This is a genomic window from Aeribacillus composti, from assembly GCF_031760945.1.
Taxonomy (GTDB): Bacteria; Bacillota; Bacilli; order Bacillales; family Aeribacillaceae; genus Aeribacillus; species Aeribacillus composti.
The window spans coordinates 3,308,955-3,334,861 of record NZ_CP134501.1 but is presented as its reverse complement, the minus strand read 5'-3'; the positions used below and the strand labels follow the sequence as shown (position 1 = coordinate 3,334,861).

At 40.3% G+C, this 25,907-nt stretch carries 21 protein-coding genes; 20 read left to right on the top strand and 1 reads right to left on the bottom strand.

Features of this window, described 5'->3' with window-relative positions:
• The first annotated feature begins 13 nt into the window (after nucleotides 1-13).
• The 15 genes from RI196_RS16255 to RI196_RS16185 all read left to right on the top strand — a co-directional run bounded on the left by RI196_RS16255 (nucleotide 14) and on the right by RI196_RS16185 (nucleotide 15,597).
• Nucleotides 14-1,441, top strand: a complete 1,428-nt coding sequence (locus RI196_RS16255; RefSeq protein WP_311066536.1) for an aldehyde dehydrogenase family protein — start codon at nucleotides 14-16, stop codon at nucleotides 1,439-1,441.
• Between the two features lie 26 nt (nucleotides 1,442-1,467).
• The gene (locus RI196_RS16250) at nucleotides 1,468-2,469 is read left to right on the top strand and encodes a zinc-dependent alcohol dehydrogenase (protein WP_066250038.1); all 1,002 of its coding nucleotides are present in this window, start codon (nucleotides 1,468-1,470) and stop codon (nucleotides 2,467-2,469) included.
• Nucleotides 2,466-4,226: a thiamine pyrophosphate-binding protein gene (locus RI196_RS16245; protein ID WP_311066535.1), complete on the top strand. Its 1,761-nt coding sequence runs from the start codon at nucleotides 2,466-2,468 to the stop codon at nucleotides 4,224-4,226. The genes RI196_RS16250 and RI196_RS16245 overlap by 4 nt, the downstream gene beginning before the upstream one ends.
• A 36-nt stretch (nucleotides 4,227-4,262) precedes the next feature.
• The gene (locus tag RI196_RS16240) at nucleotides 4,263-4,667 is read left to right on the top strand and encodes a cupin domain-containing protein (RefSeq protein WP_242009354.1); all 405 of its coding nucleotides are present in this window, start codon (nucleotides 4,263-4,265) and stop codon (nucleotides 4,665-4,667) included.
• Nucleotides 4,668-4,867: 200 nt separating this feature from the next.
• Nucleotides 4,868-5,890, top strand: a complete 1,023-nt coding sequence (locus RI196_RS16235) for a TRAP transporter substrate-binding protein (RefSeq protein ID WP_311066534.1) — start codon at nucleotides 4,868-4,870, stop codon at nucleotides 5,888-5,890.
• Nucleotides 5,891-5,991: 101 nt separating this feature from the next.
• Complete coding sequence (locus tag RI196_RS16230; RefSeq protein WP_375338819.1) at nucleotides 5,992-6,558, top strand: TRAP transporter small permease; 567 nt, start codon at nucleotides 5,992-5,994, stop codon at nucleotides 6,556-6,558.
• On the top strand, nucleotides 6,559-7,842 hold the full coding sequence (locus RI196_RS16225) for a TRAP transporter large permease subunit (RefSeq protein WP_063386816.1): 1,284 nt from the start codon (nucleotides 6,559-6,561) through the stop codon (nucleotides 7,840-7,842).
• Between the two features lie 593 nt (nucleotides 7,843-8,435).
• On the top strand, nucleotides 8,436-9,452 hold the full coding sequence (locus RI196_RS16220; protein ID WP_066250028.1) for a LacI family DNA-binding transcriptional regulator: 1,017 nt from the start codon (nucleotides 8,436-8,438) through the stop codon (nucleotides 9,450-9,452).
• 38 nt (nucleotides 9,453-9,490) lie between these two features.
• Entirely contained in the window at nucleotides 9,491-10,054 is a 564-nt protein-coding gene (locus RI196_RS16215; protein WP_063386814.1) for a shikimate kinase, read from the top strand.
• A 63-nt stretch (nucleotides 10,055-10,117) separates the two neighbouring features.
• The gene (locus RI196_RS16210) at nucleotides 10,118-11,104 is read left to right on the top strand and encodes an HD domain-containing phosphohydrolase (protein ID WP_311066533.1); all 987 of its coding nucleotides are present in this window, start codon (nucleotides 10,118-10,120) and stop codon (nucleotides 11,102-11,104) included.
• A gap of 178 nt (nucleotides 11,105-11,282) precedes the next feature.
• Nucleotides 11,283-11,825: a helix-turn-helix domain-containing protein gene (locus tag RI196_RS16205; RefSeq protein WP_066250024.1), complete on the top strand. Its 543-nt coding sequence runs from the start codon at nucleotides 11,283-11,285 to the stop codon at nucleotides 11,823-11,825.
• Between the two features lie 27 nt (nucleotides 11,826-11,852).
• On the top strand, nucleotides 11,853-12,932 hold the full coding sequence (locus RI196_RS16200) for an ABC transporter ATP-binding protein (protein ID WP_063386811.1): 1,080 nt from the start codon (nucleotides 11,853-11,855) through the stop codon (nucleotides 12,930-12,932).
• Nucleotides 12,922-13,713 carry an ABC transporter permease gene (locus tag RI196_RS16195; RefSeq protein ID WP_311066532.1) on the top strand — a complete coding sequence of 264 codons (792 nt, stop codon included), beginning with the start codon at nucleotides 12,922-12,924 and terminating at the stop codon, nucleotides 13,711-13,713. Before RI196_RS16200 ends, RI196_RS16195 begins: the two co-directional genes overlap by 11 nt.
• 10 nt (nucleotides 13,714-13,723) lie before the next feature.
• Nucleotides 13,724-14,527, top strand: coding sequence for an ABC transporter permease (locus RI196_RS16190; RefSeq protein ID WP_130157449.1), 804 nt, complete (start codon nucleotides 13,724-13,726; stop codon nucleotides 14,525-14,527).
• Nucleotides 14,528-14,541: 14 nt separating this feature from the next.
• Nucleotides 14,542-15,597, top strand: coding sequence for an ABC transporter substrate-binding protein (locus tag RI196_RS16185; protein WP_375338818.1), 1,056 nt, complete (start codon nucleotides 14,542-14,544; stop codon nucleotides 15,595-15,597).
• A 294-nt stretch (nucleotides 15,598-15,891) separates the two neighbouring features.
• Here RI196_RS16185 and RI196_RS16180 read toward each other — a convergent pair whose 3' ends face one another.
• On the bottom strand, nucleotides 15,892-16,860 hold the full coding sequence (locus RI196_RS16180) for a UCP032817 domain-containing protein (RefSeq protein WP_066250013.1): 969 nt from the start codon (nucleotides 16,858-16,860) through the stop codon (nucleotides 15,892-15,894).
• Nucleotides 16,861-17,019: 159 nt separating this feature from the next.
• Between RI196_RS16180 and RI196_RS16175 the strand changes: the two genes are divergently transcribed.
• The 5 genes from RI196_RS16175 to RI196_RS16155 all read left to right on the top strand — a co-directional run bounded on the left by RI196_RS16175 (nucleotide 17,020) and on the right by RI196_RS16155 (nucleotide 25,876).
• Nucleotides 17,020-18,222 (top strand): MFS transporter, encoded by a 1,203-nt coding sequence (locus RI196_RS16175; RefSeq protein WP_066250011.1) that lies wholly within the window; start codon nucleotides 17,020-17,022, stop codon nucleotides 18,220-18,222.
• A 783-nt stretch (nucleotides 18,223-19,005) separates the two neighbouring features.
• The gene (gene ltrA / locus RI196_RS16170; protein ID WP_094245397.1) at nucleotides 19,006-20,265 is read left to right on the top strand and encodes a group II intron reverse transcriptase/maturase; all 1,260 of its coding nucleotides are present in this window, start codon (nucleotides 19,006-19,008) and stop codon (nucleotides 20,263-20,265) included.
• A 295-nt stretch (nucleotides 20,266-20,560) separates the two neighbouring features.
• A complete protein-coding gene (gene katA, locus RI196_RS16165; RefSeq protein ID WP_311066530.1) occupies nucleotides 20,561-22,024 on the top strand; it encodes a catalase KatA in 1,464 nt (487 codons plus the stop codon).
• Nucleotides 22,025-22,299: 275 nt separating this feature from the next.
• Nucleotides 22,300-24,033, top strand: a complete 1,734-nt coding sequence (locus tag RI196_RS16160; RefSeq protein WP_311066529.1) for an ABC transporter ATP-binding protein — start codon at nucleotides 22,300-22,302, stop codon at nucleotides 24,031-24,033.
• Nucleotides 24,014-25,876 (top strand): ABC transporter ATP-binding protein, encoded by a 1,863-nt coding sequence (locus RI196_RS16155; protein ID WP_311066528.1) that lies wholly within the window; start codon nucleotides 24,014-24,016, stop codon nucleotides 25,874-25,876. Before RI196_RS16160 ends, RI196_RS16155 begins: the two co-directional genes overlap by 20 nt.
• Nucleotides 25,877-25,907: the final 31 nt, after the last annotated feature.

Below are 25,907 nucleotides of genomic sequence, written 5' to 3'. Positions count from 1 at the left end.
AGCAGGTGATTAGATGAGAAAAGCTCAGCCATTTATTAACGGATGTTGGATCAATTCGGGGCGGCCAGTAGTACAGGTGCGGAGCCCTTATTCTGGCGAAATAATCGGTGAGCAGCTGCTGTCAACAAAGGAAGATGTTGAAAATGCTTTATCCTCAGCATTTCAAGCAAAAAAAGAGATTGCAGGAATTCCAGTTTACGAGAGAGCCAATATTTTAAAAAAAGCATCTTCCTTGCTAGACAGCAGAAAAGAGACATTCGCAAAATTTATTTCCGAGGAACTCGGCAAGCCATTGAAAAACACATTGGATGAAGTATCCCGCTCGGTTGAAACATTGGAACAATCAGCGGAAGAAGCAAAACGGCTGATCGGAGAAACGATACCGGGAAGCGCTTCGCAGCGCGGAACGAAAGCATTGGCCATGACGTTTCGTGTTCCGGTTGGGGTTGTTGCAGCTATCACCCCATTTAATGCGCCGTTAAATCTCATTTGTCATAAGATCGGACCTGCATTTGCAGCCGGAAACAGTGTTGTGTTAAAGCCTGCTCCTCAGACGCCTTTAATTGCAGCGGAATTGCTGAAACTTCTGCTTGAAGCAGGCTTTCCAAAACACGGTATTAATATGGTGCTCGGAGGAGCAGAAGTTGGACAGCAAATTGTTCAGGATGACCGGGTCAATGTTATTTCGTTTACAGGAGGAGTTGCTGCCAGCCGTAATATATGTGACTTGGCTGGAATGAAAAAAGTGCTGTTAGAGCTAGGAGGAAATGCCGCAACCATTGTACACGAAGATGCTGATTTAAAGAGAGCGGCAGCTTTATGTGCCTTAACAGGCTACAGCAATTCCGGTCAAAGCTGCATTTCCGTTCAAAGAATTTATGTACACGAGACTGTTGTTGAGACGTTTACAAAACTTTTCAAAGAGAAAGTGGAGCAATTAAAGGTTGGAGATCCATTATCGCCGGATACAGATATTGGCTGTTTGGTGGATGAGAAAGCGGCGGAACGCGTTATGAATTGGATCAAGGAAGCAGTCCAATCCGGAGCCGAGTTGATTACCGGAGGAAAACAGCATGGGGCGACAGTTGAGCCGACTGTTCTTCTGAATCCGCCGAAGCAAAGCAAAGTTGTATGTGAAGAAGTGTTCGGCCCGATTGTCAGCATTATTCCGTATTGTACGATTGAAGAGGCAATAGCGGAAACAAATAATTCGTCCTTTGGACTTCAAGCGGGATTATTTACAAACCGCATGGATGTCATTTATCAAGCAGCTAAGGAGCTGGAAGTAGGAGGCGTTGTAATCAACGGCACTTCAAATTTCCGGCTTGACCATTGGCCTTACGGCGGTGTGAAAAATAGCGGGATTGGCCGGGAGGGGCCGCGTTATGCAATTCAGGAAATGACAGAAATGAAGATGATTGTTTTTCAAGATCCTTATTGAATGAAACAAACATGGTGGTGTACAGATTGATTGAGCTATATGTAAAAAAACCGAACGAACTAGAGCTGCGGCATAACAACTCAGTTCCAGCTCCAAAAGGCGATGAGGTAAAAATTCAATTAGTATATGGAGGGATTTGCGGTTCTGATTTAAGTGTTTATAAAGGAAAGCTCCCTTATGCAAAATATCCCGTTCGCGCCGGCCACGAACTTGTTGGGGTGATTGTGGAAAAAGGGGAACAAGCTTCATTTAAAATTGGAACAAGGTGCGTTGTTTTACCGAATACATTTTGTGGAGTATGCGATCAATGCCAAAAAGGTTTGACAAATATATGCCGAAACAAGAAATCGTTAGGCGTAAATATTGATGGAGGGTTTGCCCAAGAGTTTAACATTTCTTCCAAATATGTTTTAGCAGTGCCTGATGACTTACCGAATAAAAAAGCAGTTCTCGTAGAGCCGCTCGCAGTTATCGTCCATGCCTTTAAAAAGGTCAATGTGGAAAAAAATATGAAGGTAGCTGTCGTCGGCTGCGGGAATGAAGGAATGCTGGCAGCGGCGCTCGCCCATTATTTAGGTGCAAAAGTGACAGCGATTGACATCAATCAGCACAAGCTTGATTTAGTTAGAGAAATCGGTGATATTTCAGTTTTCTTGCCGCATGAGATTGAATCGCTTGAAACGTTTGACGTTGTATTTGAAGCAGCCGGTACAAAGGTTTCAGTTGAAAGCGCTGTAAAATTGGCGAAGCCAGGAGGAGCTGTCGTTTTGATTGGGCTGGCGCAGGAGGCGAATTTTCCGATTGTTCATATTGTGCGCAGTGAAATCACAATATATGGTTCAATAATTTATCAATTTCCAGATGACTATTTGCAAGCGATTGAATATCTACGGGATCCTGAGTTTTCCGTCGAACAAATTGTTTCTAAAATTTTTTCCATTACCGACTACAAGGAAGCTTATGAAACGGCCGCTTCCGGAAATGCTGGAAAAGTTATTTTAAGCTTTAAGGAGGCAGAAAAATTATGAAAAAGCTGGTTTCCGATCAACTCGTTCAATATTTGGAAAACCGCGGGGTTGAACATATTTTTGGTCTTTGCGGCCACACAAACATTGCTGTTTTAGCCGCTTTAGAAAAAAGCTCCATCAAGTTTGTAAATGTAAGGCATGAGCAAATTGCTGCACATATGGCAGACGGGTATGCGAGGGCAAAAAAGGAAGCGGCAGTTGTCTTAAGCCATCTTGGACCAGGATTGACGAACGCTGCAACAGGTGTTGCAAATGCCGCTTTAGATTCCATTCCGATGGTTGTCATTGCAGGGGATGTACCGAGTCATTTCTATGGAAAGCACCCACATCAAGAAATTAACCTGCATGCAGATGCATCCCAATACGAAATATACCGCCCGTTTGTTAAACGTGCATGGCGGGTTGACCGGCCGGATCTGTTTCCGGAAATTTTAGAAAAAGCATTTCAATTAGCTGAAAGCGGAAGACCAGGACCTGTTTTAGTATCTGTGCCAATGGATATTTTCTCGAAGGAGGTCGATATTGCTTTATTTGAAAAATTGAATCATCATACGAAAAAGTTGCATAAGCCTTCTATCGATAACGAGACTGCAAAAGAAATTGTCGAGAAACTAATCAAGGCGGAAAATCCATTGATTTATGCTGGAGGAGGCATTATGCTAGCCGATGCTTCCAAAGAATTGAAGGAATTAGCTGAACATTTTGACATTCCTGTTGCCTACACATTAATGGGCAAGGGAGCCATTTCCGACGATCATCCATTAGCCTTGGGCATGACAGGCTTCTGGGGAACAAAATTTGTAAATGATATGTGTTTGCATGCAGATTTGATTTTAGCACTCGGCACAAGATTTTCAGAGGCGGATTGCAGCTCCTGGGAGCCGGAATACACCTTTAACATTCCGAAAACGAAATTGATTCATATTGATATTGATCCGAACGAGATTGGAAGAAATTATCCGACTGAAATCGGAATTGTGGCAGATTTAAAACAAGCGCTTTCCGTAATAAACCGGGTGGCGAAAGAGCTCGTTCCAAAGGGAAAAGAAAATAAAGAGCTGAAACAGAAAATTTCTCAATATAAACAAGAATTTCGTAAACAGAATGAGGAACATATTCGCAATGACTGCTATCCGATGCGTCCGGAGCGGATTTTACAAGAAGTTCGTGAAGTGCTGCCAAGAAATGCTTTTATAACAACGGATGTCGGCTGGAATAAAAATGGGGTTGGACAGCAATTTCCGGTATATGAAGCGGGCACTATTTTCACGCCTGGGGGCTATTGCACGATGGGCTTTGGTGCGCCCGCAGCATTAGGAGTAAAAATAGCACATCCAGATAAAGTGGTCGTTTCATTAGTCGGTGATGGAGGCTTCGGACAAAATCCGGCGCTTCTTGCCACCGCTGTTGAAGAAAATATTCCGGTTGTCTGGGTGATCATGAACAATCATGCTTTTGGAACCATAGCCGGACTGGAAAAAGCCCACTTCGACACAACCTACGGAACGGTATTTCGAAAAGATGGAAAGCCGTATTCACCTGATTATGCAGCCATTGCGAAGGCTTACGGTGTGGAAGGTGTAAAAGTTCAAGCTGCAGCGGAATTCAAGCCAGCATTGCAGCGGGCCATTGAAGCAAATAAACCGTTTGTGATTGATGTGGAGATGATCAATGTACCAACGCCGACAGCAGGACATTGGAATATTATGGACATCTATTCCCCGGATAGGAAAGTTCACCATGTTTCAGTGGATTAAAACATTTCCAATTAAATTATGAAGGAGGAATTGATTATGCCGAAAACGAGCGCAGGCATGAAAATTAAAGTTCTTGATCCTTTTCAAGACGCTAAAACATTATGGTTAGGGCTGGATAAGCCGGAGTTGAACCAGATTCGCAAGGTTTTCCAGCTGATTACCCCGCAAACTGTAGGATCTAAACATATTATGGCTGGAATTACGATTTTTTCCCCCGGGGAAGCAAGCTCCCTTCACAACCATCCAGAATCTGAAGAAATGGACGTAGTTATAAAAGGTTCAGGAGAAGTGGTTGATGGAAATGGAAACCGCCGTCCATTTAAAGAAGGAGACTATATGTTCATACCCGAGGGCGAATATCACCAGCATGTTAATACAGGAAATGAACCGCTTTGGTTGTTGTGGTGCTATAGCCCGCAAGGAAGCCTGCCAGAAGATTAAAGAAGCAATTTTTTGCAGGAAAACAAAAACGATCATTTTCAAAAAGATGGACTAAGAAAGGGGTTATTGACAGGGTAGAAATGAGGATAATCCATGCCATGTCAGCCCTTTTCTGCTCCCCCAAACGCCTAGTTATTAATAAAATCAAAACTATAAACCTTTCGAAAATCAAATTGATTGTAAGATAGGAGTGTGAAAAAATGAAAAAAATTTCTTTCATCTTAATATCTTGTTTGTTGCTGTTAGTCGGATGTTCAAGCGGTTCGAGTTCGGGAGAAAATAATGAATCAGGCTCAAAATCTTCAGAAACTAAAATTATGAAATTAGCAGTGGCGACTACAAAAGAACGCTCTCTCTCAAAAGGACTTTATAAATTTGGTGAAATCGTCGAAAAAGAAACAAATGGATCTATTAAAGTTGAAGTATATCCCGATGGACAGCTCGGAGGGGATTTAGAAGTATTTGAAGGATTAAAAATGGGATCTATTCAAGGATCAACCATGTCGACTGGGCCGATCGCATCTTTCGCTCCAAGATTTAACGTATTGGACTTACCTTTTTTATTTAAAGACAGAGAAACCGCTTACAAAGTTTTGGATGGCGAAATTGGGCAAGAATTAATGAAAGATCTGGAAGGAACAGGTGTTATTGGTATAAACTACTGGGAAAACGGGTTTCGCCATTTAACGAACAACGTCAAAGAGGTTAAAAGTGTCGATGATATTAAAGGATTAAAAATTCGTACGCTTGAAAACAAGCTTCATATTGATCTGTGGAAAGAATTAGGGGCGAATCCTGTTCCAATGGCTTTTACAGAGCTGTTTACTGCACTTGAACAAGGGGTTGTCGATGGACAGGAGAATCCTGTTGGAAACGTTGCAGCTAATAAAATGTATGAGGTTCAAAAGTACATTACAAAAACCGGTCACGTGTATAATGCAAGCCCGTTTTTAATAAGCGAAAAGTTTTGGAAAACACTTTCCAGCGAAGAACAAGAGATCATAAAAAAAGCAGCTGAAGAAGCGAAAGAATATCAGCGTCAGTTAAATGCAGAAGAAGATGAAAAATTATTTAAAGAGATTGAAAAAGAGGGGATGGTTGTTACAGAGTTAACAGATGAACAAAAGCAAGCGTTTATTGACAAAGTACAGCCAATTTATAAAAAATACGGAAAAGAATTTGGTGAAGATCTAGTTGCTAAATTATTGGAGGCAGGCAAATAAATGATGACACTATTTAACTCTTAGGAGTGTGCTCACTCTTAAGAGTTATTTTCCAATTATTTGAAAGTGAGGAGGAAGTACGGTTGAAAAAGGTTGCATTTATGCTAGATAAGCTGTTGCAGATATTAATGGCGTTATGTTTAGCATCCATGGCAATTCTCGTCTTTGGCAATGTCGTATTGCGCTATGCTTTTCATTCCGGCATTACATGGTCGGAAGAAATGTCGCGATATCTATTTGTTTGGATGGTGTTTTTAGGAGCCATCGGTGCTTTGAAAGATAACGACCATTTAGGGGTGGATGTACTCTTAAAAAAGCTGCCGCTTGGGGCAAAGCGAATTGTATTTATTTTAAGTAATGCGATTGTTCTTTATGTACTGTGGTTGCTTCTGGATGGAAGCTGGAAGATCACTATGAGCAGCTTGGAAAGCAGAGCTCCTGCCACGAATTTGCCACTCGCTTATGTGTATGGAATGGGTATTGTGGTGAGTATCGGAATGGGAATAATAGTAATATTTAATATTTATCAGGCTCTCTTTCGGCCAAATACGCTTGAAAAGCTTATCCGAATGAAAGAATCGGAAGATGAAATTATGGAAGCGGTTCATGAAGAAATCGTGGAATTACATCATGGGAAAAAACAAGGGATGGCAGGAGGTGAGAGGTAGATGGCTTTTGTTGTTTTTGTCAGCTCATTAATTGGTGTCATGGCGTTGGGGATGCCTATTGCGTTTGCGCTTTTGGTGAGCGGTGTTGCTCTCATGTTTTTTCTGAATATTTTTGACACTCAAATTATGGCACAGAACCTCATTAATGGGGCGAACAGTTTTCCGATGATGGCTATTCCTTTCTTTATTCTTGCGGGAGAATTGATGAACGCAGGAGGCATTTCTAATCGAATTATTAACTTTGCCATGTCTCTTGTCGGTCATATTCGTGGAGGATTAGGATATGTAGCGATCATGGCAAGCGTCCTTTTCGCCGGTTTATCCGGTTCAGCGGTAGCGGATACGGCGGCTCTTGGCGCTATTCTGATTCCGATGATGGTCAAGGCTGGATATGACCGAAATCGGTCTGCTGGGCTCATTGCAGCCGGCGGTATTATTGCCCCGATCATCCCTCCGAGCATACCGATGATTATTTTTGGGGTAACAAGCGGCGTGTCGATTACAAAATTATTTATGGGAGGGATCATTCCAGGGCTTCTTATTGGTTTATGCTTGGTTGTCTGTTGGTGGTTAATGGTAAGAAAAGAGCAGGTAGAAGTCTTCCCCCGAAAATCTGCAAAAGAAGTATTGTCTGCTACCCGTCAGGCTATTTGGGCGCTTTTACTTCCAGCTATTATCGTTGGAGGACTTCGGGGCGGGATTTTTACTCCGACAGAGGCTGCTGTTGTAGCTGCATTTTATGCGTTATTTGTCGGGTTGTTTGTTTATCGAGAACTTAAAATACAAGATTTGTTTAAGGTGTTAGTAGCTGCTGCAAAAACAACAAGCGTTGTAATGTTTCTTGTAGCAGCAGCAATGTTGTCAGCTTGGTTGATAACAGTAGCCAATATTCCATCAATAGCTGCGGATATGCTTGGACCGTTAATCGAGAACAAATTGCTGCTTCTGCTAGCAATTAATGCGTTAGTTCTTTTAGTTGGTACGGCAATGGATTTGACGCCTACTGTTCTGATTTTAACTCCTGTTTTAATGCCTATTATTGAAAAGGCGGGAATCGATCCGGTGTACTTCGGGGTGCTGTTTATACTGAACAACTGCATTGGATTGCTCACTCCTCCAGTTGGTACTGTGTTAAATGTCGCTTGTGGGGTTGGAAAGATAGGAATGGAGGACATTATGAAAGGAATATGGCCTTTTTTACTTGCAGAAACACTTGTTCTTTTACTGCTTATTCTGTTTCCGTCCATTGTTACCGTTCCGCTTCAATGGTTTACAGATATGTAGATTTTTAAAGTGTTTACTATCTGATTTAAAAAGGTACTTTGATTGGACTGAAGGTATTGTTAATTTGCACATTATTTCAGGAAGGGTGGAGCAAATGATTGGCTCCTTTTCTGAAATAATGTGCAGTTTTTTATGATTAAATCTTTTATTTTGCGATTTTCTTCAGATACTCGTACTTGAATGAATTTTTCCCTATTCAAAAAAGCTGTCTTTCGCACATCGAGCTTCACTCTCTTGGTGATATTCCACTGCCTCCAATCGCGCGATTTCTTTTTCGAACGGGGCTTTTTTCATTTGGTATCCATATAACAGGCAAAGGTGAATCACTTGGAGCCATTTATGAAACGGTTATATGGCGGCTCCCTCCCGCCAGAAGTACATATTTGATCTATGATCTTGTCTATATAAACCGACTTCAGCCCATTTTTTCAGGTGATTTGTGGTGCTCCTGCAGCCAGAGGGGAGGTGATTATTTATAACATTTTCAAAGCCGTAAAGCATGGAAATAAACAAATTGACAACGTTTTAAATGTAAAGGTATACTTTTCTCAACTGAATTCGTTGATTAATTGCGTTAGCAGGTGATTAGACAGATGGGACGAAAAAAACAGTCCCGCGTGACGCTGCAGGAGGTTGCAAAACACGCGGGTGTGTCGAGGGCTACAGCTTCCCTTGTTGTTCGGGGCAGCCCAAATATTTCAAAAGAAACAAGAGAAAAAGTGTTAAAATCGATAAAAGAGTTGGGATATATATATGATCGTGTTGCAGCGAATTTACGATCCCACCAATCTTCAACAGTTGGTTTGATTATAACAGAGATCGGCAACCCCTTTTTCTCGGAATTATTGGTGGGCGTTCACGAAGCTTTAGATAAAGAAGGATATACCGTAATATTAGGAACGACGTTTGATTCCCCTGATAAACAAGATGCGCTGCTTGCGACAATGCTTGAATATCGTGTCGGCGGGGTAATTATGAGCCCTGTCCCAGGCAGTTCACCAGATATGGTAGAACGGTTAAAGCAATGGGGGATTCCTGTTATTTTAGTAGCGAGAAAAATGCTGTCAGAAGAGCCGTTTGATTATGTCGGAATCGATAATGTTGCAGGCGGACGGATAGCGGCTGAACATTTAATCGAACAAGGCCACCGCCGCATCGCTTTTTTGGGCGGTTTTTCTAATTCATCAGTATGGACAGACAGGAAAAAAGGATTTTGTGAAGCGATTGAACAAGCCGGGCTGGAAATGGATGAATCGCTGTTTGTCCAATCTCCCGCAACTAGGCAAGGGGGAATAGAGGCGATTAAGCGAGTTATGCAGCATCCTCAGCCTCCAACCGGGGTTTTTTGCTATAATGATGTTGTTGCATCTGGTGTTATGCTCGGATTAAAAGAACAAGGAATAGTTCCAGGCAAAGATGTGGCTGTGGTTGGTTTTGATAATATTCCGGAGTCAGCGGTATTCAGCCCTTCTTTAACAACCATTGCAGCTTTTCCTGATCGGCTCGGTGCAAAAGCTGCTGATCTCTTGCATCGGAGAATGAAAGGTGATGAAGAAGAGGCAAAAAAACTGATTTTACAGCCTGAGCTTGTAGTGCGGGAGTCAAGCTGACACACCATGATGAAGAAATCTAGGGAAGTGGATGCGTTATGAAGGAACATGTAGAAATCCCTCTTCGGGAAAAAAATATTGTTTTAATTGGATTTATGGGAGTCGGCAAAACGACTATTGGCCAGTTGGTCGCGAAAAAGCTGTACCGAGATTTCATTGATGTGGATCAGGAGATTGAAAAAAAGCAAAATATGCCCATCTCGTTAATATTTCAAAAATTTGGCGAAGATTATTTCCGAAAAATCGAAAAGGAGTATATTGTTGATATTTGCACGAACACACGCTTGAAGGTTGTATCTTTAGGAGGGGGAGCCTATTTACAAGAAGAGGTCCGCAATGCTTGTTTATCAAACTGCATCGTCTTTTTGCTGGATTTATCTTGGGACAGCTGGAAGGATCGAATGCCGCTTTTAGTCGAGAACCGCCCTCTTTTAAAGGAAAAATCAATGGAGGAAATTGAAAAATTGTTTATAAAACGGCAAAATGCATACTCTCTCCATAACTCAAAAGTATCGACCAATAATCTTGATCCTGAAACAGTAGCAGATGAAATTGTAAATTCGGTGAAATTAACGTGGAGCATCTATGAACCGAACCAATAATATGAGATTATCCCTTTAAATGAATAGTTTGCAAGATGAGATTTGGGAAAGGGATTTAAAAACATGAATGTAGAAAACTTATTGTCTCCTTATCTTCAACTGGCTGATGCTGTCATTGTGACAGATAAAGATCATGTTGTCGTCGCTGTTAACGATGCGTATGAACAAATAACGGGATATAAAAAGGATTTCATTGTCGGCAGAAGAGCAGGTGTCATTAAATCTCATTTGACCCCGGAGCAAACTTATGCTTCGATGAAAAAAGCATTATCGGAAAAAAAGCCTTGGTCCGGTGTTTTTGTGAATCGTAAGAAATCAGGAGAATTATGGCACTCATCTATAACGATAACTCCTATTCTAATAGAAGATGAACTGTTTTTTGTAGGAATTTTTCGGGAATTGGAGCAGCTGGACAGCGGAGCATACGTTTCGCAGGAGCAAATAGAAGAAACAAAAAAATCAATATTGGAAGTGCTGGCGATTTCTTGTGAAATTCAAGATCCAAGTATTGAGGATCATTTGATCAACGTTCGAAAACTAACTGAAAAGCTCATTTATGCTCACAACAGCTATCATAATCTTAATTTATCAGAAGAATATATGAGAAATGTTGCTTATTCCAGCATTTTGCATGATATAGGAAAAGCTGGCATACCTGAAGGAATTTTATATAAACCAGGACCACTAACAAAATATGAACGCTTAATTATGGAGACGCATCCGTTAATAGGCTTTGACATTTTGAAAAAAATAACAAGCAAACTGAAAGATAACTTTTTAAGGCAAAGCTATAAAGTGGCCGAAAATATTATTCTCTTTCACCATGAAAAATGGAATGGAACGGGATATCCGAAAAACTTGAAAGGAGCAGAAATTCCTTTAGAAGCTAGAATTGTTGCGGTTGTCGATGTGTTTGAGGCTTTAACGAGCAGCCGTCCATATAAAGTTGCATGGCCGATTGAAAAAGCGTTGAATTTTTTAGTGGAGCATCAAAATACGCATTTTGATCCAGATGTAGTGGCCTCATTTCTGACAATTAAGGATTTTTAAACAGAAGGAAATTTTAGTTGAAGATCAACTAAAATTTCCTTCTTTTTTTGAAAATTTTTTATTGTGTTTTTTGTGTAATTGTGTATAATAAATCGTCGTGAAATAAACAATTTTCGATAAATATATTAATTTTTTTTGACAAAAAGTTTACTAGTATTAAACAAATGAGGTTGTTATGATGAAAATTGGGAGGAAAATTCGAAATTTGCGGATAAAAAAAGGTCTGACGCAAGAAGAGCTAAGCGAACGAACCGATTTGTCTAAAGGATACATTTCCCAATTGGAAAGAGATTTAAGCTCTCCCTCATTGGAAACGTTTCTGAATATATTGGATGTGCTGGGATGCAATCCAAAAGATTTTTTCGATGATGAGGATGCCGAGCAAAAAGTAGTTTACGGCAAAGAAGAACGAAAAGTATTTATTGACCAAGAGAGAGGATATAAGGTTGAATGGATTGTTCCTGAATCAAATGAAAAAGAAATGGAGCCGATTCTTTTAACGTTGTTTGAAAAAGGAGAGTTTAAAGTTTTTGAACCATCCTTATCTGAAACGTTTGCCTATGTTTTGAAAGGAACAATAAAAGTTCGGATCGGAACAAAAAAGTATGTGGCAAAGGAAGGAGAATCCATTTATTATCATGCATCCGATGAGCATCAAATTGTCAATGAGGCAGAAAGCATGTCGCAAGTAATTTTAGTGGCAACTGAATCTTATTTATAATTCTTGATGCGGTTGGAGGAAACGTTCATGAACAATAAAACAATTATTCGTTTTGAACAAGTGACAAAAAAATATGATGATGATTTGCCAGTATTGGATAATGTAAGTTTTGAAATCGAACGCGGAAAATTTTACACGTTGCTTGGACCTTCAGGATGCGGAAAAACAACCATTCTCCGTCTAATTGCGGGATTTACGGAACCGACCAGCGGCACGATTTATTTTAACGGAAAAAATATTAACCATGTAACGCCGAACAAACGTCAAGTCAATACAGTGTTTCAAGATTATGCCCTTTTTCCGCATCTGAATGTGTTTGAAAATGTTGCCTTTGGCCTTAGAATTAAAAAAATGAAAAAGGATATCATCGAACAAAAAGTAAAAGATGCCCTTCGTTTTGTAAACTTATCTGGCTATGAACAACGGAACATTCAGGAGATGTCAGGAGGACAGCGGCAGCGGGTCGCCATTGCGAGAGCGATAGTCAATGAACCGGAAGTGCTTCTGTTAGACGAACCGTTGTCAGCTCTTGATTTAAAGCTGCGCACGGAAATGCAGTACGAGCTGCGGGAGCTTCAGCGCCGGCTCGGCATTACATTTATTTTTGTCACACACGACCAAGAGGAAGCTCTTGCAATGTCTGATGAAATCTTTGTTTTAAATAAGGGGAAAATTCAGCAAAGTGGAACGCCGAAAGATATTTATGATGAACCTGTTAACCGCTTTGTGGCAGACTTTATCGGAGAATCGAATATTGTCGCAGGAAAAATGATTCAAGATTATCTTGTTGAATTTGTCGGAAAGCAGTTTGAATGTGTTGATAAAGGCTTTGCTCCGAACGAGGACGTAGAAGTGGTAATTCGACCGGAGGACTTGGAAATAACAACACCTGAAAAAGGAAAGCTGAAGGTTTATGTGGATTCCCAGCTGTTTAGAGGAGTTCATTATGAAATTTGCTGTTACGATAAGGATGGCAACGAGTGGCTTGTTCATTCTACAAAAAAGGCAGAAGTCGGCGATGAAATTGGTCTTTATTTTGAACCGGAAGCAATACACGTTATGCGTTTAGAAGAAAATTCTCGTATTGGTGTTGCCGATGAAAAGTAATATTCGCGCTTTATACTTCTTACCATATGTGTTATGGATCTTACTATTTGTTGTCGTTCCGATTCTGCTTATCATTTATTATTCGTTTTTTAACATTGAAGGAACATTTTCTGTTGAAAACTACGAGAAATTTTTCACGCCGGTCTATTTGAAAATGGCGTTAAGCTCATTTTGGTATGCGTTTTTAATTACAGCCTTTTCGCTATTGATCGCTTATCCGACAGCTCTTTTATTAACGAAAACAAAACATAAGCAGCTTTGGCTTTTGTTAATCATTTTGCCGATGTGGATCAATTTGCTGTTAAAAGCATACGCCTTTCTCGGCATTTTTGGAACCTATGGAATAGCTAATCATTTTTTGGAATTAATTGGTGTCGGTGCTAAACAAATATTGTTTACAGATTTCAGCTTTGTGTTTGTTTCTGTCTATATTTTCGTTCCATTTATGATTTTGCCGATTTTTAATGCTTTAGAAAAATTAAATCCAACGCTTGTAGATGCAGCTAAGGATCTCGGAGCATCCCCTTGGATTACGTTCCGCCGGGTCATTTTTCCGCTGACGCTGGACGGTGTTAAATCCGGATGCCAAGCAGTGTTTATTCCTGCATTATCGTTATTTATGATTACCCGCTTGATTGCAGGAAACCGGGTAATTACGCTTGGCACAGCAATAGAGCAGCATTTCCTAGTTACTCAAAACTGGGGAATGGGAGCAACCATTGCGGTCTTTTTAATTCTTGCAATGGTGATCATCATGTTTTTAACAGGAAATCGGAAGTGAGGGATGAAAAATGAACAGAAAATGGAAGGTTTCAAATATATATTTAATCATCGTATTTTTCATCTTATACGCTCCGATTTTCTACCTTATTTATTACTCGTTTAACAGCGGCGGAAAAATGCATCATTTTGAAAATTTTACGTTGGACTGGTATAAAGAAGTCCTGCAGGATGTGCGTCTGTTGATTATTGTACTGAATACGATTGTAATTGCTTTGCTTTCTGCGGCGATTTCAACGATCATCGGCGTTTTCGGTGCGCTCGCCATTTACTCCGTCAAAACAAGACGGGTGAAAAATACATTGCTTTCGTTAAATAATGTTCTATTAGTCAGTCCTGATGTCATCATCGGAGCTTCCTTTTTAATTTTGTTTACCATTGTCGGCATTCAGCTTGGTTTTATTTCTGTTTTGCTGTCTCATATCGCCTTTAGTGTGCCGATTGTCGTATTGATGGTATTGCCAAAGCTTCAGGAAATGAGCCCGACATTAATCGATGCGGCAAGAGATTTAGGGGCGAGCCAGTGGAATGTCATAACAAAAGTAGTAATTCCCTATATTACCCCTGGGATTTTTGCTGGATTTTTTATGGCTTTAACCTATTCTTTGGACGATTTCGCCGTTACATTCTTTGTTACTGGAAATGGTTTTTCCACTTTATCTGTTGAAATATATTCAATGGCTCGACAAGGTATTTCCCTTACCATTAATGCTTTGTCAACACTCATTTTCCTATTAACGATTTTGCTTGTGATCGGCTATTATTTCATCACGCTGCGCTATAATCGTCCGGGAAGATTGGGGGGACGGAAATGAAGAAAATTGTGCAGATGTTTGCGATAGTATTTATCGCTTCGTTTGCCATCCTGTTTTTTATTGCGAGACTGAATGCATCTGAAGGCTACTCCGGTGATAATACCCTTACGATTTACAACTGGGGAGAATATATTGATCCGGAATTGATCGACCGTTTTGAAAAAGAAACAGGTATAAAAGTGATTTACCAAACATTTGATTCAAATGAAGCGATGATGACAAAAATTTCTCAAGGAGGAACAACATTTGATATTGCCGTCCCTTCTGAGTATGCCATTAGCAAAATGAAGGAAGAAGGTCTTCTTATTCCGATTGATCATTCGAAAATTCCTAATTTAAAATATATCAACCCCCGTTTTCTAAATTTATCGTTTGATCCGGGGAATAAATATTCCATTCCATATTTTTGGGGAACGGTCGGCATTTTGTATAATCCGGAAGCTCTCGGGGGAAAAAAGATCGACAGCTGGAATGATTTATGGGATAAAGATATGAAAAATCAAATACTTCTTGTCGACGGCGCCCGAGAGGTAATCGGAATGGGGTTGAACAGTCTTGGTTACTCGTTAAATGATACGAACAAAGACCATTTGCTAGAAGCGAAAAAGAAACTGGATAAACTGACTCCAAACGTGAAGGCGATCGTTGGAGATGAAATCAAAATGCTGATGGCAAACGAAGAAGCCGGTGCCGCTCTCGTCTGGTCGGGAGATGCTGCAGATATCATGTGGGAAAATGAGAAGCTAGATTACGTGGTGCCGAAAGAAGGCTCTAATCTTTGGTTTGATAATATGGTTATTCCGAAAACGGCCAAAAACATAGAAGGCGCTCATAAATTTATCAACTTTATGCTAGACCCGAAAGTGGCTGCGCAAAATGCTGAATATGTCGGCTACTCTACTCCAAATGAAAAGGCGCTTGAATACTTGCCGAAAGAGATTTCTGAAGATGAGCGGTTTTACCCGCCCCCTGAATTAACGGATAAATTGGAAGTGTATGAAAACCTAGGGAAACGAATGCTTTCCTATTATAATGATTTATTTTTAGAATTTAAAATGCACTCGAAATAAAAGGAAACCATCGCCATCCTCAATTTGGGAGGCGATGGTTTTTTTTGAATTCTGCGAAAATCTGATCTTTGACGCAAGAACGAGCTGTTGTTGGAAAAATATACAGCATAACCCTATCTTTATGCGGCTGTAAAAATAGACGTATAGTAGATGTAATTGGCACGTTGAAGGCAGCCGTTTGCAGCATAGAAAAAATGCGCATATGGGCTTTTAAAATCGAAAACAAGAATCGGCACTTTGCCGGTTTCTGCTCATCGCGCTCACCTTTAAAAGAGTGTGGTTATGAACATTTCCTTAGCTGCTGCCGCATCCTCCGCCGCAGCTGCTTCCGCAATTTGAACTGGAGCATCCTGAAGAAGAGCATCCGGAACCCCCTGAATGATCATTGGAATCGCTGAGCGCAGCCCCGCATGCATAAACAGAACCTCCGCTTGTCCCTGCATCCTTATTCAAAAGCTGCGACATTTTTTCTGTATAACTGTCCTGCTCGTACAGCGATAAAAATACCATTGCCGGCAGCAGCATCGAGTACGTATCGTCTGTTTTTATTTTCTTGCGAAGCGATTTGTTTTGCCGTTTCATTTCTTCTGCTTTTTCAATATCGTTTTTCAGCTGTTCAAGCAGCTTTGTTTGTAATGGTTTGATCGGGTCAAACGAACGAAAATATTTATCAAACAGTTTTTCGTCACTAGCTGAGCGAACTTCTTCCAAAAATGTTTTGCTTAGCGGATTTTTTAAAAAGCCTCCCCACAGCTTCGTGCTGTTTGGATAGATTTCAAATAAGTGCAAATACATCCAATCAAAAAGGGCTCTTTCATGGGGAATCGGTGTCCGTTCCACATTAGGGCTGTGATGCAGAAATGATCCAAAAAATTTTTTTGAAAAATTTTCGTATTCTTTCGTAAACATAATCATTTCATGCCATATTTCATCCACTTCATCGCTGAACATTGGAACTGATTTTAAAATTCCTGCCAATAAAAAATATCTTTTTAATTCAAATAGGCGCCAGTTAAAGTCCGTTTCGGTCCAATTAGGATGATTTGCTAACACTCTTTTCTTTACTTTTTCCATATATTCTGAGTTTAGAGAGTCTTCCAAACGAGAGATAATTGGCAGCCCTTCTGGAATGCGGCAGGCTAATTCTGTCGGGACAGCCTCTTGAACAAGCTTTAATGATCTTTTTTTCTTCGTTTTATTGATATTGACAACGATGAACATGATGAAAATACCAATGATCAATCCTACTAAAAGCTCAGTCATAATATCCCTCCACAACACTATATATATCTTATTATACTACTGGAATAGGAAATTTATAGAAACGATTTTCGTGAAACTTGAATGTTGTAAAATTTCAAAAATATCGTAAAATGGAAAGAGCAAAAAATTCCTATTTAATCATATAGAAAGGTTTTGGCGATGAACGTTCAAAAAATAAATATAGCAGGGAAAAAAGATCATATTATTTTTTTAACAGTTATCTTTTGCTTTTGGTTTTCCATTTATATTTATGTTCCAATCTTTGGGGTTTATTTAGAACATTTGCAGTTTGACTATTCACTTGTTGGCATTATTTTTGGCAGTTACGGCATCACCCAGATTTTGATTCGTTTGCCTCTTGGAGTTTTATCAGACTATTTAGGGCAAATGAGAAAAGGAATGCTTATAGCTGGTTTTTTTATGGCGTTTGCCAGCGGAATCCTGTTTCTTTTCTTTCAATCATTTATCCCGATTTTTATTGCAAGACTTCTTTCAGGAATTACCGCGTCGATGTGGGTAATGGCTACTACATTATACGCTCAATATTTTACGGAAAGTCAATCTTCCAAAGCGATGGGAATTCTCCAGTTTATGACGGTCGTTTCCCAATTTATTAGCATGGCTATCAGCGGGAAAATTGTAGAGTGGTTCGGCTGGGAAATGCCGTTTCTCATTGGGACCGTCATGGCTTTGATTGGTCTTATTCTTTCATTTCGCATTAAAGAAATCGGCGATAAGGTGAATCTTATTGATTTTAAATATATGAGTCAATTAAAATATGTTCTCGGCATCAAGCCGCTTTGGGGCATCTCAGCTTTATCGCTTGCCGGACACGGAATTTTGTTTATGACGATTTTTGGATTTACACCGGTTTATGTCTCGAAAATCGGATTTAGTGAGTCCGTGTTTTTTTGGGTCGTCACTTCCTTTTTTATTCCGCATGCAGTTGCATCATTGCTGCTTGCCTATTTTCCTGTTCGAAAGCAAAAACAACTGCTTTTGCTTTCATTTATTTTAAGCGGATTATTCCATCTTCTGTTGCCGTTGTCAAATTCGATTCTATGGATTTGCTTCATGCATATTTTCATAGGGTTTTGGCTTGGTTTTATTTTTCCGCTGCTGCTTGCGATGGTTATTCAAAGCTGTCAAGAAGCATATCGGACGACCGCAATGGGTTTTTATCAATCATTTTATGCAATCGGCATTTTCACTGGTCCGATGTTAGCGGGCTTTATTGCAGATCACATCGGTTTTTATGAAGTGTTTCTTGCAACAGGCTTGCTTGCCTTTGCAGCTGCTTTTCTGTCTTTATTCATTCCAAGCTCCCGCATGGAAAGGAAAGCGGAGCGAATCTCTTCGTAAAGAGATAAAGTGGAATACGAACATTTTTTCATATTAGCGTTGAATCCTATATTGCTTGGGAATATGAAATGACATCTTGCCATAAATGAAAATGGCTGACTGTTTTTGCACGGAGAGATCAACGGTCTTTTTCAACTATGTATGTTGTTTTTTCAGTTTCAATTCGATAGCTTCCATAAGAACCTCTCAATTTGTAGCGGCTGAGCTATATTTGCTCAGCCGTTTTTTTCGTGCGCCCGGCATGTACATGAACTATAGGGTGTAAGTCCCGAACCCCGAAGACAGAAGTAGAGGTTAGCCAAGAGCAAGGGTGTCCGTGGTGACGCGGAATCTGAAGGAAGCTGGAGGCAAAACACCGGTCCGAGGAACACGAACCTCATATAAGGCTAGGTATGATTGAGTGAGTTTGCGAAACAAAACAAAGCTCTTTCTGTCGAAGGTCATATCGAGTAAATGAGGCGGATAGATGGTGTGAAAGTGCATGTACTTACCCGGGGAGATCTGGCTGGCACGCCAAGTAACCTTGGTAACCTATCTAGTGATAGATAACTGAACAGTCAGAAGTCAGCAGAAGTCATAGTACTCTTTTCGAGCTCGAGACGAAAGAGGAAGGACTGAACAATTAAGGAGAACGAATCGCTAGGCGTTCACCTTCTGTGTGGAAGCAGACAATCCGATAGGACTTACTTGAAGGAGGAAGTGGTGAACCCCACGGGGGACTTCAAGAGGGTGGAGCAGAAGATGGCACAAATAGAAGAATTCGTTCACGTGGAGAGGATATCAATGTTGATGGAAATGATTTTGTCACGGGAAAATCTCCTGGCGGCACTGAAACGAGTCGAACAGAATAAAGGAGGTCACGGAGTAGATGGCATGTCCGTAAAAGACCTACGAAGACACCTCTACGAAAATTGGGACTCCATTCGACAGTCGTTGAGAGAAGGAACCTACAAGCCCTTACCCGTCCGTCGAGTCGAAATCCCGAAACCGAACGGTGGAGTAAGGCTTCTAGGGATCCCTACCGTGACGGATCGTTTCATCCAACAAGCGATTGCCCAAGTGTTGACGAAAATCTTTGATCCGACCTTCTCGAACCATAGCTATGGTTTCCGCCCAGGTAGAAGGGGACATGATGCGGTTAGGGAAGCAAAGGGTTATATCAAAGAAGGATATCGTTGGGTAGTCGATATAGACCTAGAGAAATTCTTTGACAAGGTGAATCACGACAAACTGATGGGGATCTTGGCGAAAACGATCAAAGATCGAATTCTACTGAAGGTAATCCGCCGGTATCTTCAATCAGGCGTGATGATCAATGGAGTGGTAATGGAAACGGACATGGGAACGCCTCAAGGCGGCCCGCTTAGTCCACTTTTATCAAACATCATGCTTCATGAATTGGATAAGGAGCTTGAGAAACGTGGACATAAGTTTGTTCGGTATGCGGATGACTGTAACATCTATGTGAAAACAAAGAAAGCAGGAATTCGTGTCATGAACTCCATTACGAACTTTATAGAGAAGGAGTTAAAGCTCAAGGTAAATAAAGAGAAATCGGCGGTAGACCGTCCTTGGAAACGGAAGTTTCTCGGTTTCAGCTTCACACTCAATAAGACTCCAAAGGTACGGATTGCGAACGAAAGTGTGAAACGTTTGAAGAACAAGATCCGTGAAATTACATCAAGGTCGAAACCGTATCCAATGGAGAAAAGGATTGAGAAACTGAACAAGTATTTAATGGGATGGTGCGGATATTTTGCCTTGGCAGAAACACCAAGTAAGTTCAAAGAATTTGATGAATGGATTAGACGAAGGCTTCGGATGTGTTTGTGGAAAGAATGGAAAACCCCGAAAACAAGAATTCGGAAACTCAGAGGATTAGAAGTTCCAAGCCATAAAGCATTCGAATGGGGCAATACACGCAAGAAATATTGGCGGATTGCCTGCAGTCCCATTCTACACAAAACCCTCGACAACTCCTATTGGAAGCGTCGAGGGTTAAGAAGTCTATTCGAAAGATATCAAGCACTACGTCATACTTAATTGAACCGCCGTATACCGAACGGTACGTACGGTGGTGTGAGAGGTCGGGGGTTAGTCACCCCCTCCTACTCGATTGCCAATTTTTTAAACAACTTGTTAAAGAAAATAAACAGAACAACATGAAAAAAATAGTGGCTAATTGATAATAAACGAGGTTCATTGATTGATAGATCAACGGTTTCAAACTCCTTTATTAAAATTATTATAATTTACTATTGATTTTTAATTAAAATATGTTATCATATAGTTGTAATGATTAGAGAAATATTATTTTAAATTATGAGGTGATCGGTAAATGGGAGAGAATAAAAAGCTTACGACGAGCTGGGGTGCTCCTGTAGGGGACAATCAAAATTCGATGACAGCAGGCCATCGAGGTCCGACATTAATTCAAGACGTACATCTTCTGGAAAAACTAGCCCATTTTAATAGAGAAAGAGTTCCTGAACGAGTTGTTCACGCAAAAGGTGCCGGTGCTCACGGATACTTTGAAGTGACAAATGATATGTCAAAATATACGAAAGCGAAAGTCTTCAACGGAGTAGGCAAGCGAACACCAGTATTTGTAAGATTCTCAACTGTTGCAGGTGAGCTTGGCTCCGCTGATACGGTCCGCGATCCGCGCGGTTTTGCCGTTAAGTTTTACACAGAAGAAGGAAACTATGACATCGTAGGAAACAACACGCCGATTTTCTTCATTCGCGATGCGATTAAATTCCCTGATTTTATCCACACACAAAAACGCGATCCAAAAACACATTTGAAAAATCCTACTGCCGTATGGGATTTTTGGTCTCTATCGCCTGAATCATTGCACCAAGTAACTTATTTGATGGGAGATCGCGGAATTCCGGCAACATACCGTCATATGAATGGTTATGGAAGCCATACATTTAAATGGACAAACGAAGACGGGGAAAGCGTCTGGATCAAATATCATTTCAAAACTGACCAAGGTATAAAAAACCTTGATACGAAAACAGCTGTAAAAATTGCCGGAGAAAATCCGGATTATCATACAGAGGATTTATTCAATGCGATTGAAAACGGAGACTATCCTTCTTGGACGCTTTATGTGCAAATCATGCCGCTTGAAGATGCCAACACATACAGATGGGATCCATTTGACGTGACAAAAGTATGGTCTCACAAAGATTATCCATTAATTGAAGTAGGAAAATTAGTATTAAATAAAAACCCTGAAAACTATTTTGCAGAAGTTGAGCAAGCTGCATTCTCACCGGGAAACCTAGTTCTAGGAGTCGATGTGTCGCCGGACAAAATGCTGCAAGGTCGTCTCTTTGCATATCATGATGCACATCGCTACCGCATCGGGGCAAACTATAACTCACTTCCAATCAACCGTCCGCGGGTTGAAGTGAACAACTATCAACGCGATGGATTTATGCGCTTTGACTCAAATGGCGGAGGCTCTGTATATTATGAACCAAACAGCTTTGGCGGTCCAAAAGAAACACCTGAAGCAAAACAAGCATCATACCCAGTATCAGGTGTTGCGGAAAACGTTCCTTATGACCATGATGACCATTATACTCAAGCGGGCGACTTATACCGTCTCATGAGTGAAGATGAAAGAGCACGCCTTATTGAAAATATTGTAAATTCAATGAAACCAGTTAAGCTGGAAGAAATAAAACTCCGCCAAATCGGCCACTTCTACAAAGCAGATCCTGAATATGGAACCCGCGTTGCAGAAGGTCTTGGTTTGCAAGTGCCTGAAGAAGTAAAAAAAGGTTAATAAATATTTCATAGCTGGACGATCTCGGAAGGTTCAAACGAACTTTTCGGGGTCGTCTTAATTTTTGTCACCTTCGAAAAAATATTTGGAATTACAACCTGCTTGCTTGTGAATGCGTCAGCTTTCAAACAATAGTTGGAATTACCACACGTCCCATAAAAACATATAATTGCCTTCTTTAATAGGGAAAAGTAAAAATAGTTAAAAAATTTTTTATAAAGTTGTATGATGGAAAATATAAATAGTTTCGTTCATACTTTTTGGAGGCTATGCTTATGAAAGAAGTGGCGTCTTTCTTAAAACCGTACCGCCTGGCGGTTGTTATTGCACTTGCTCTCATGTTAACAGAGCTGACAGTGGAGCTTGTCCAGCCTTTGTTTATGGCAAAAATTGTAGATGATGGAATTTTGAAAAGGGATTTATCAGCTGTCGTCCATTGGGGGCTGGTGATGGTTGGTGTATCGGCTCTTGCCTTTGCAGCAGGCATCATTAATTCATTTTTTGCGGCGCATGTCAGCCAGAGCTTTGGATTTGATATTAGAAAAGTTCTTTTTGGGAAAATTCAATCCTTTTCATTTGCGAACTATAATCAATTTTCCAATTCATCTTTCATTACAAGGATGACAAATGATGTCTCCCAAGTGCAAAACACAATTTTTATGGGACTTCGGATTATGCTGCGTGCTCCATTGTTGGTGATCGGCGGCGCGGTTATGGCTCTAGCAGTAAATTTTACATTATCCTTCATTCTCATCGTCATTCTTCCGTGCCTGATCTTTTTTCTTTTATGGGTGATGAAAAGAGCAGGATCGATGTTTCGAATCGTGCAAGAAAAGCTGGATACGGTGAATAAAGTCATACAGGAAAACTTGACGAATATGCGCTTAATCAAAGCTTTTTTGCGAAATGACTATGAAGTTAATCGCTTTCAGAAGGCGAACAAAGATTTAAAAGACCAAACAATTTTCGTGCTCCGCTTTATGGAAATCATGCAGCCTGTCTTGCTTTTTGTAATGAATGTAAGCATTTTAATTATTTTATGGGCGGCTCATGCTGGACCAAGTGAGGCAAAAGTAGGTGAAGTCGTTGCGATCGTCAATTATTCAACGAGGATCATTTCTGTTTTATCTATGCTGTCTTTTATTGTCTCTGGTTTTTCAAGGGCAAAAGCCTCCAGCTTAAGGATTTCGGAGGTGCTTCAAACAGAAGTAAAATTGACTGATGAGCTTGCCGAATCAAGTCATCAAATAACAGAGGGAAAAATTGAATTTCGATCGGTGTCCTTTGCATACCCGGATTCAGCCGTTAAGGTGCTTGATGATGTATCGTTTACGGTAAATGCTGGAGAAACTATGGCGGTGATGGGGGCTACCGGCTCCGGCAAATCGACTCTTTTCAATTTAATTCCGCGATTATATGACTTAGAAAAAGGAGTCGTTTATATTGACGGTTTCGATATACGTACGATCAAGCTTGAGCATTTAAGAAGGTCAATTGGAATGGTTCCGCAAGAATCGCTGTTATTCACTGGAACGGTAAAAGATAATATTTTATGGGGAAAAGAAGATGCTACTATGGAAGAAATCATTGATGCTGCAAAGGATGCCCAAATACATGATACGATTTTAAAGCTCCCTCATGGATATGATACCCTTATCAGCCAAAAAGGCGTGAATCTTTCCGGAGGGCAAAAGCAGCGAATTTCGATTGCCAGAGCGCTTGTCCGAAAGCCAAAAATATTGCTGCTTGATGACAGCACGAGTGCTTTAGACTTAAAGACGGAAAGAAAACTGCTTCAAGCATTGATGAAATATCCATGTACGACCTTGATCATTACGCAAAAAATTTTAACAGCGATGGCGGCTGATAAAATTTTGCTACTAGAAAACGGAAAGGTGCTTGCGAAAGGAAGGCATGATGAATTAATACGCAGCGTTCCACTTTACCAAAAAATCTATGAATCACAATATGGAAAGGATGGCATCCGTCATGCTCAAAAGTCTTATTGAACCTTTCCGATATGAAAAACTAAAGCTGACAAATGAGTCAAAAGTGAAGAAAAGCTCTTCAAAAGTTAAAGACTGGAAAGGAACATTAAAAAGAATTTGGGGATATATGTCAGATCAAAAGGTTTTGTTTTTATTCGTTTTGCTCATGGTTTTTATTAGCACAGTTTTAACAATCCTTGGGCCTTTTTTAGTAGGGAAAGGGATCGACATTTATATTGTAGAAAAAAGCGGAAATCACTTTTTCTTTTTTTTCGTCGTTCTTGTTTTAATCTATGCATTGCATTCCCTTTCCATTTGGCTGCAAAACATATGGATGATCAAAGTGGCGCAAAATACTGTGTATAAAATAAGATCCGATCTATTTCGCCAGTTTCATCTTCTTCCCATTTCTTTTTTTGATCAGAAAAAAACGGGAGAGCTGATGAGCAGAATGACCAATGATGTTGAAAACGTCAGCTCGACATTAAACAGCTCAGTGATTCAAATCTCATCCAGTGTTCTTACATTAATTGGTGTTGTTTCTGTTATGTTATGGATGAGCCCTTTTTTAACAATCATCACCTTAATAGTTGTTCCTTTATTGGTTGTAGGTATGAAATGGATTACCCGGCGGACTGGACAATTGTTTAAAGAGCAGCAGCGAAGTTTAGGAGAACTGAATGGATACATTGAAGAAACCATCACTGGTCAGCGAATTGTCAAAACCTTTTCACAAGAGAACCGGGTTATGCATGAGTTTTTAGAAAAAAATGAAAGGCTGCGGAGATCTTCATTTTGGGCTCAGACGATTTCCGGTTTTATCCCAAAGCTTATGCACGTATTAAACAATTTAAGTTTTACATTGATTGCAGGGTTCGGTGGAATCTTTGCTCTAAAAGGGTGGATAACCATCGGAACGATTGTTGTTTTTGCGGAGTACGCCAGGCAGTTTACACGGCCTTTAAATGATCTTGCCAATCAATTTAATACATTATTATCTGCGGTTGCCGGTGCAGAGCGGGTATTTGATTTGCTCGATGAGCAGGCAGAGGAAGCTGATTTTGGAGAATATGTACAATCCGCAAATATAAAAGGGGACATTGTGTTTGATCGAGTATCTTTTTCATATGGGGAAGAGAGCCAAACGATAAAAAATATTAGCTTTCATGTTTTTCCGGGAGAAACAGTTGCCCTTGTCGGTGCCACCGGCGCCGGAAAAACAACGATCATCAATTTACTGGCACGCTTTTATGAAATAAATGAAGGGAGAATTTTGATAGATGGAAAGGATATTTCCAAATTAAGACGGAGTGAACTTCGTCAAGCAATGGGGTTTGTATTGCAGGATCCTTTTTTGTTTCACACGACAATTCGTGAAAATATCCGATACGGAAGATTGGATGCAACAGATGAGGAAGTGGAGGAAGCGGCAAAGCTAGCAAATGCTCATTCATTTATTAAAAACCTACCTGATCAATATGATACAATCATTAACGAAGGTGGAACGAGCATCAGTCAAGGTCAAAAACAACTTCTTTCAATTGCGAGGGCGATTTTAAAAAATCCGTCCATTTTATTGCTGGATGAAGCGACAAGCAGCATTGACACTGTAACAGAATTAAAGATTCAAGAAGCGCTGGAGAGGCTGATGAAGGGGAGAACAAGCTTTGTGATCGCTCATCGGCTGAATACGATTAAAAAAGCAGATCAAATATTTGTTATCCAAGATGGTCGCATTGTGGAAAAAGGATCTCATGATGAATTGCTGGAAAAAGAGGGGTTTTATTTTGATTTAGTCACAAACCAGCTAAAACCGCAATTAAAAACGAAAGACATGTTGTCAGAAATAAAGGATCATATATAATGAATATAATCACTTTACTTTGTTAAAAGGG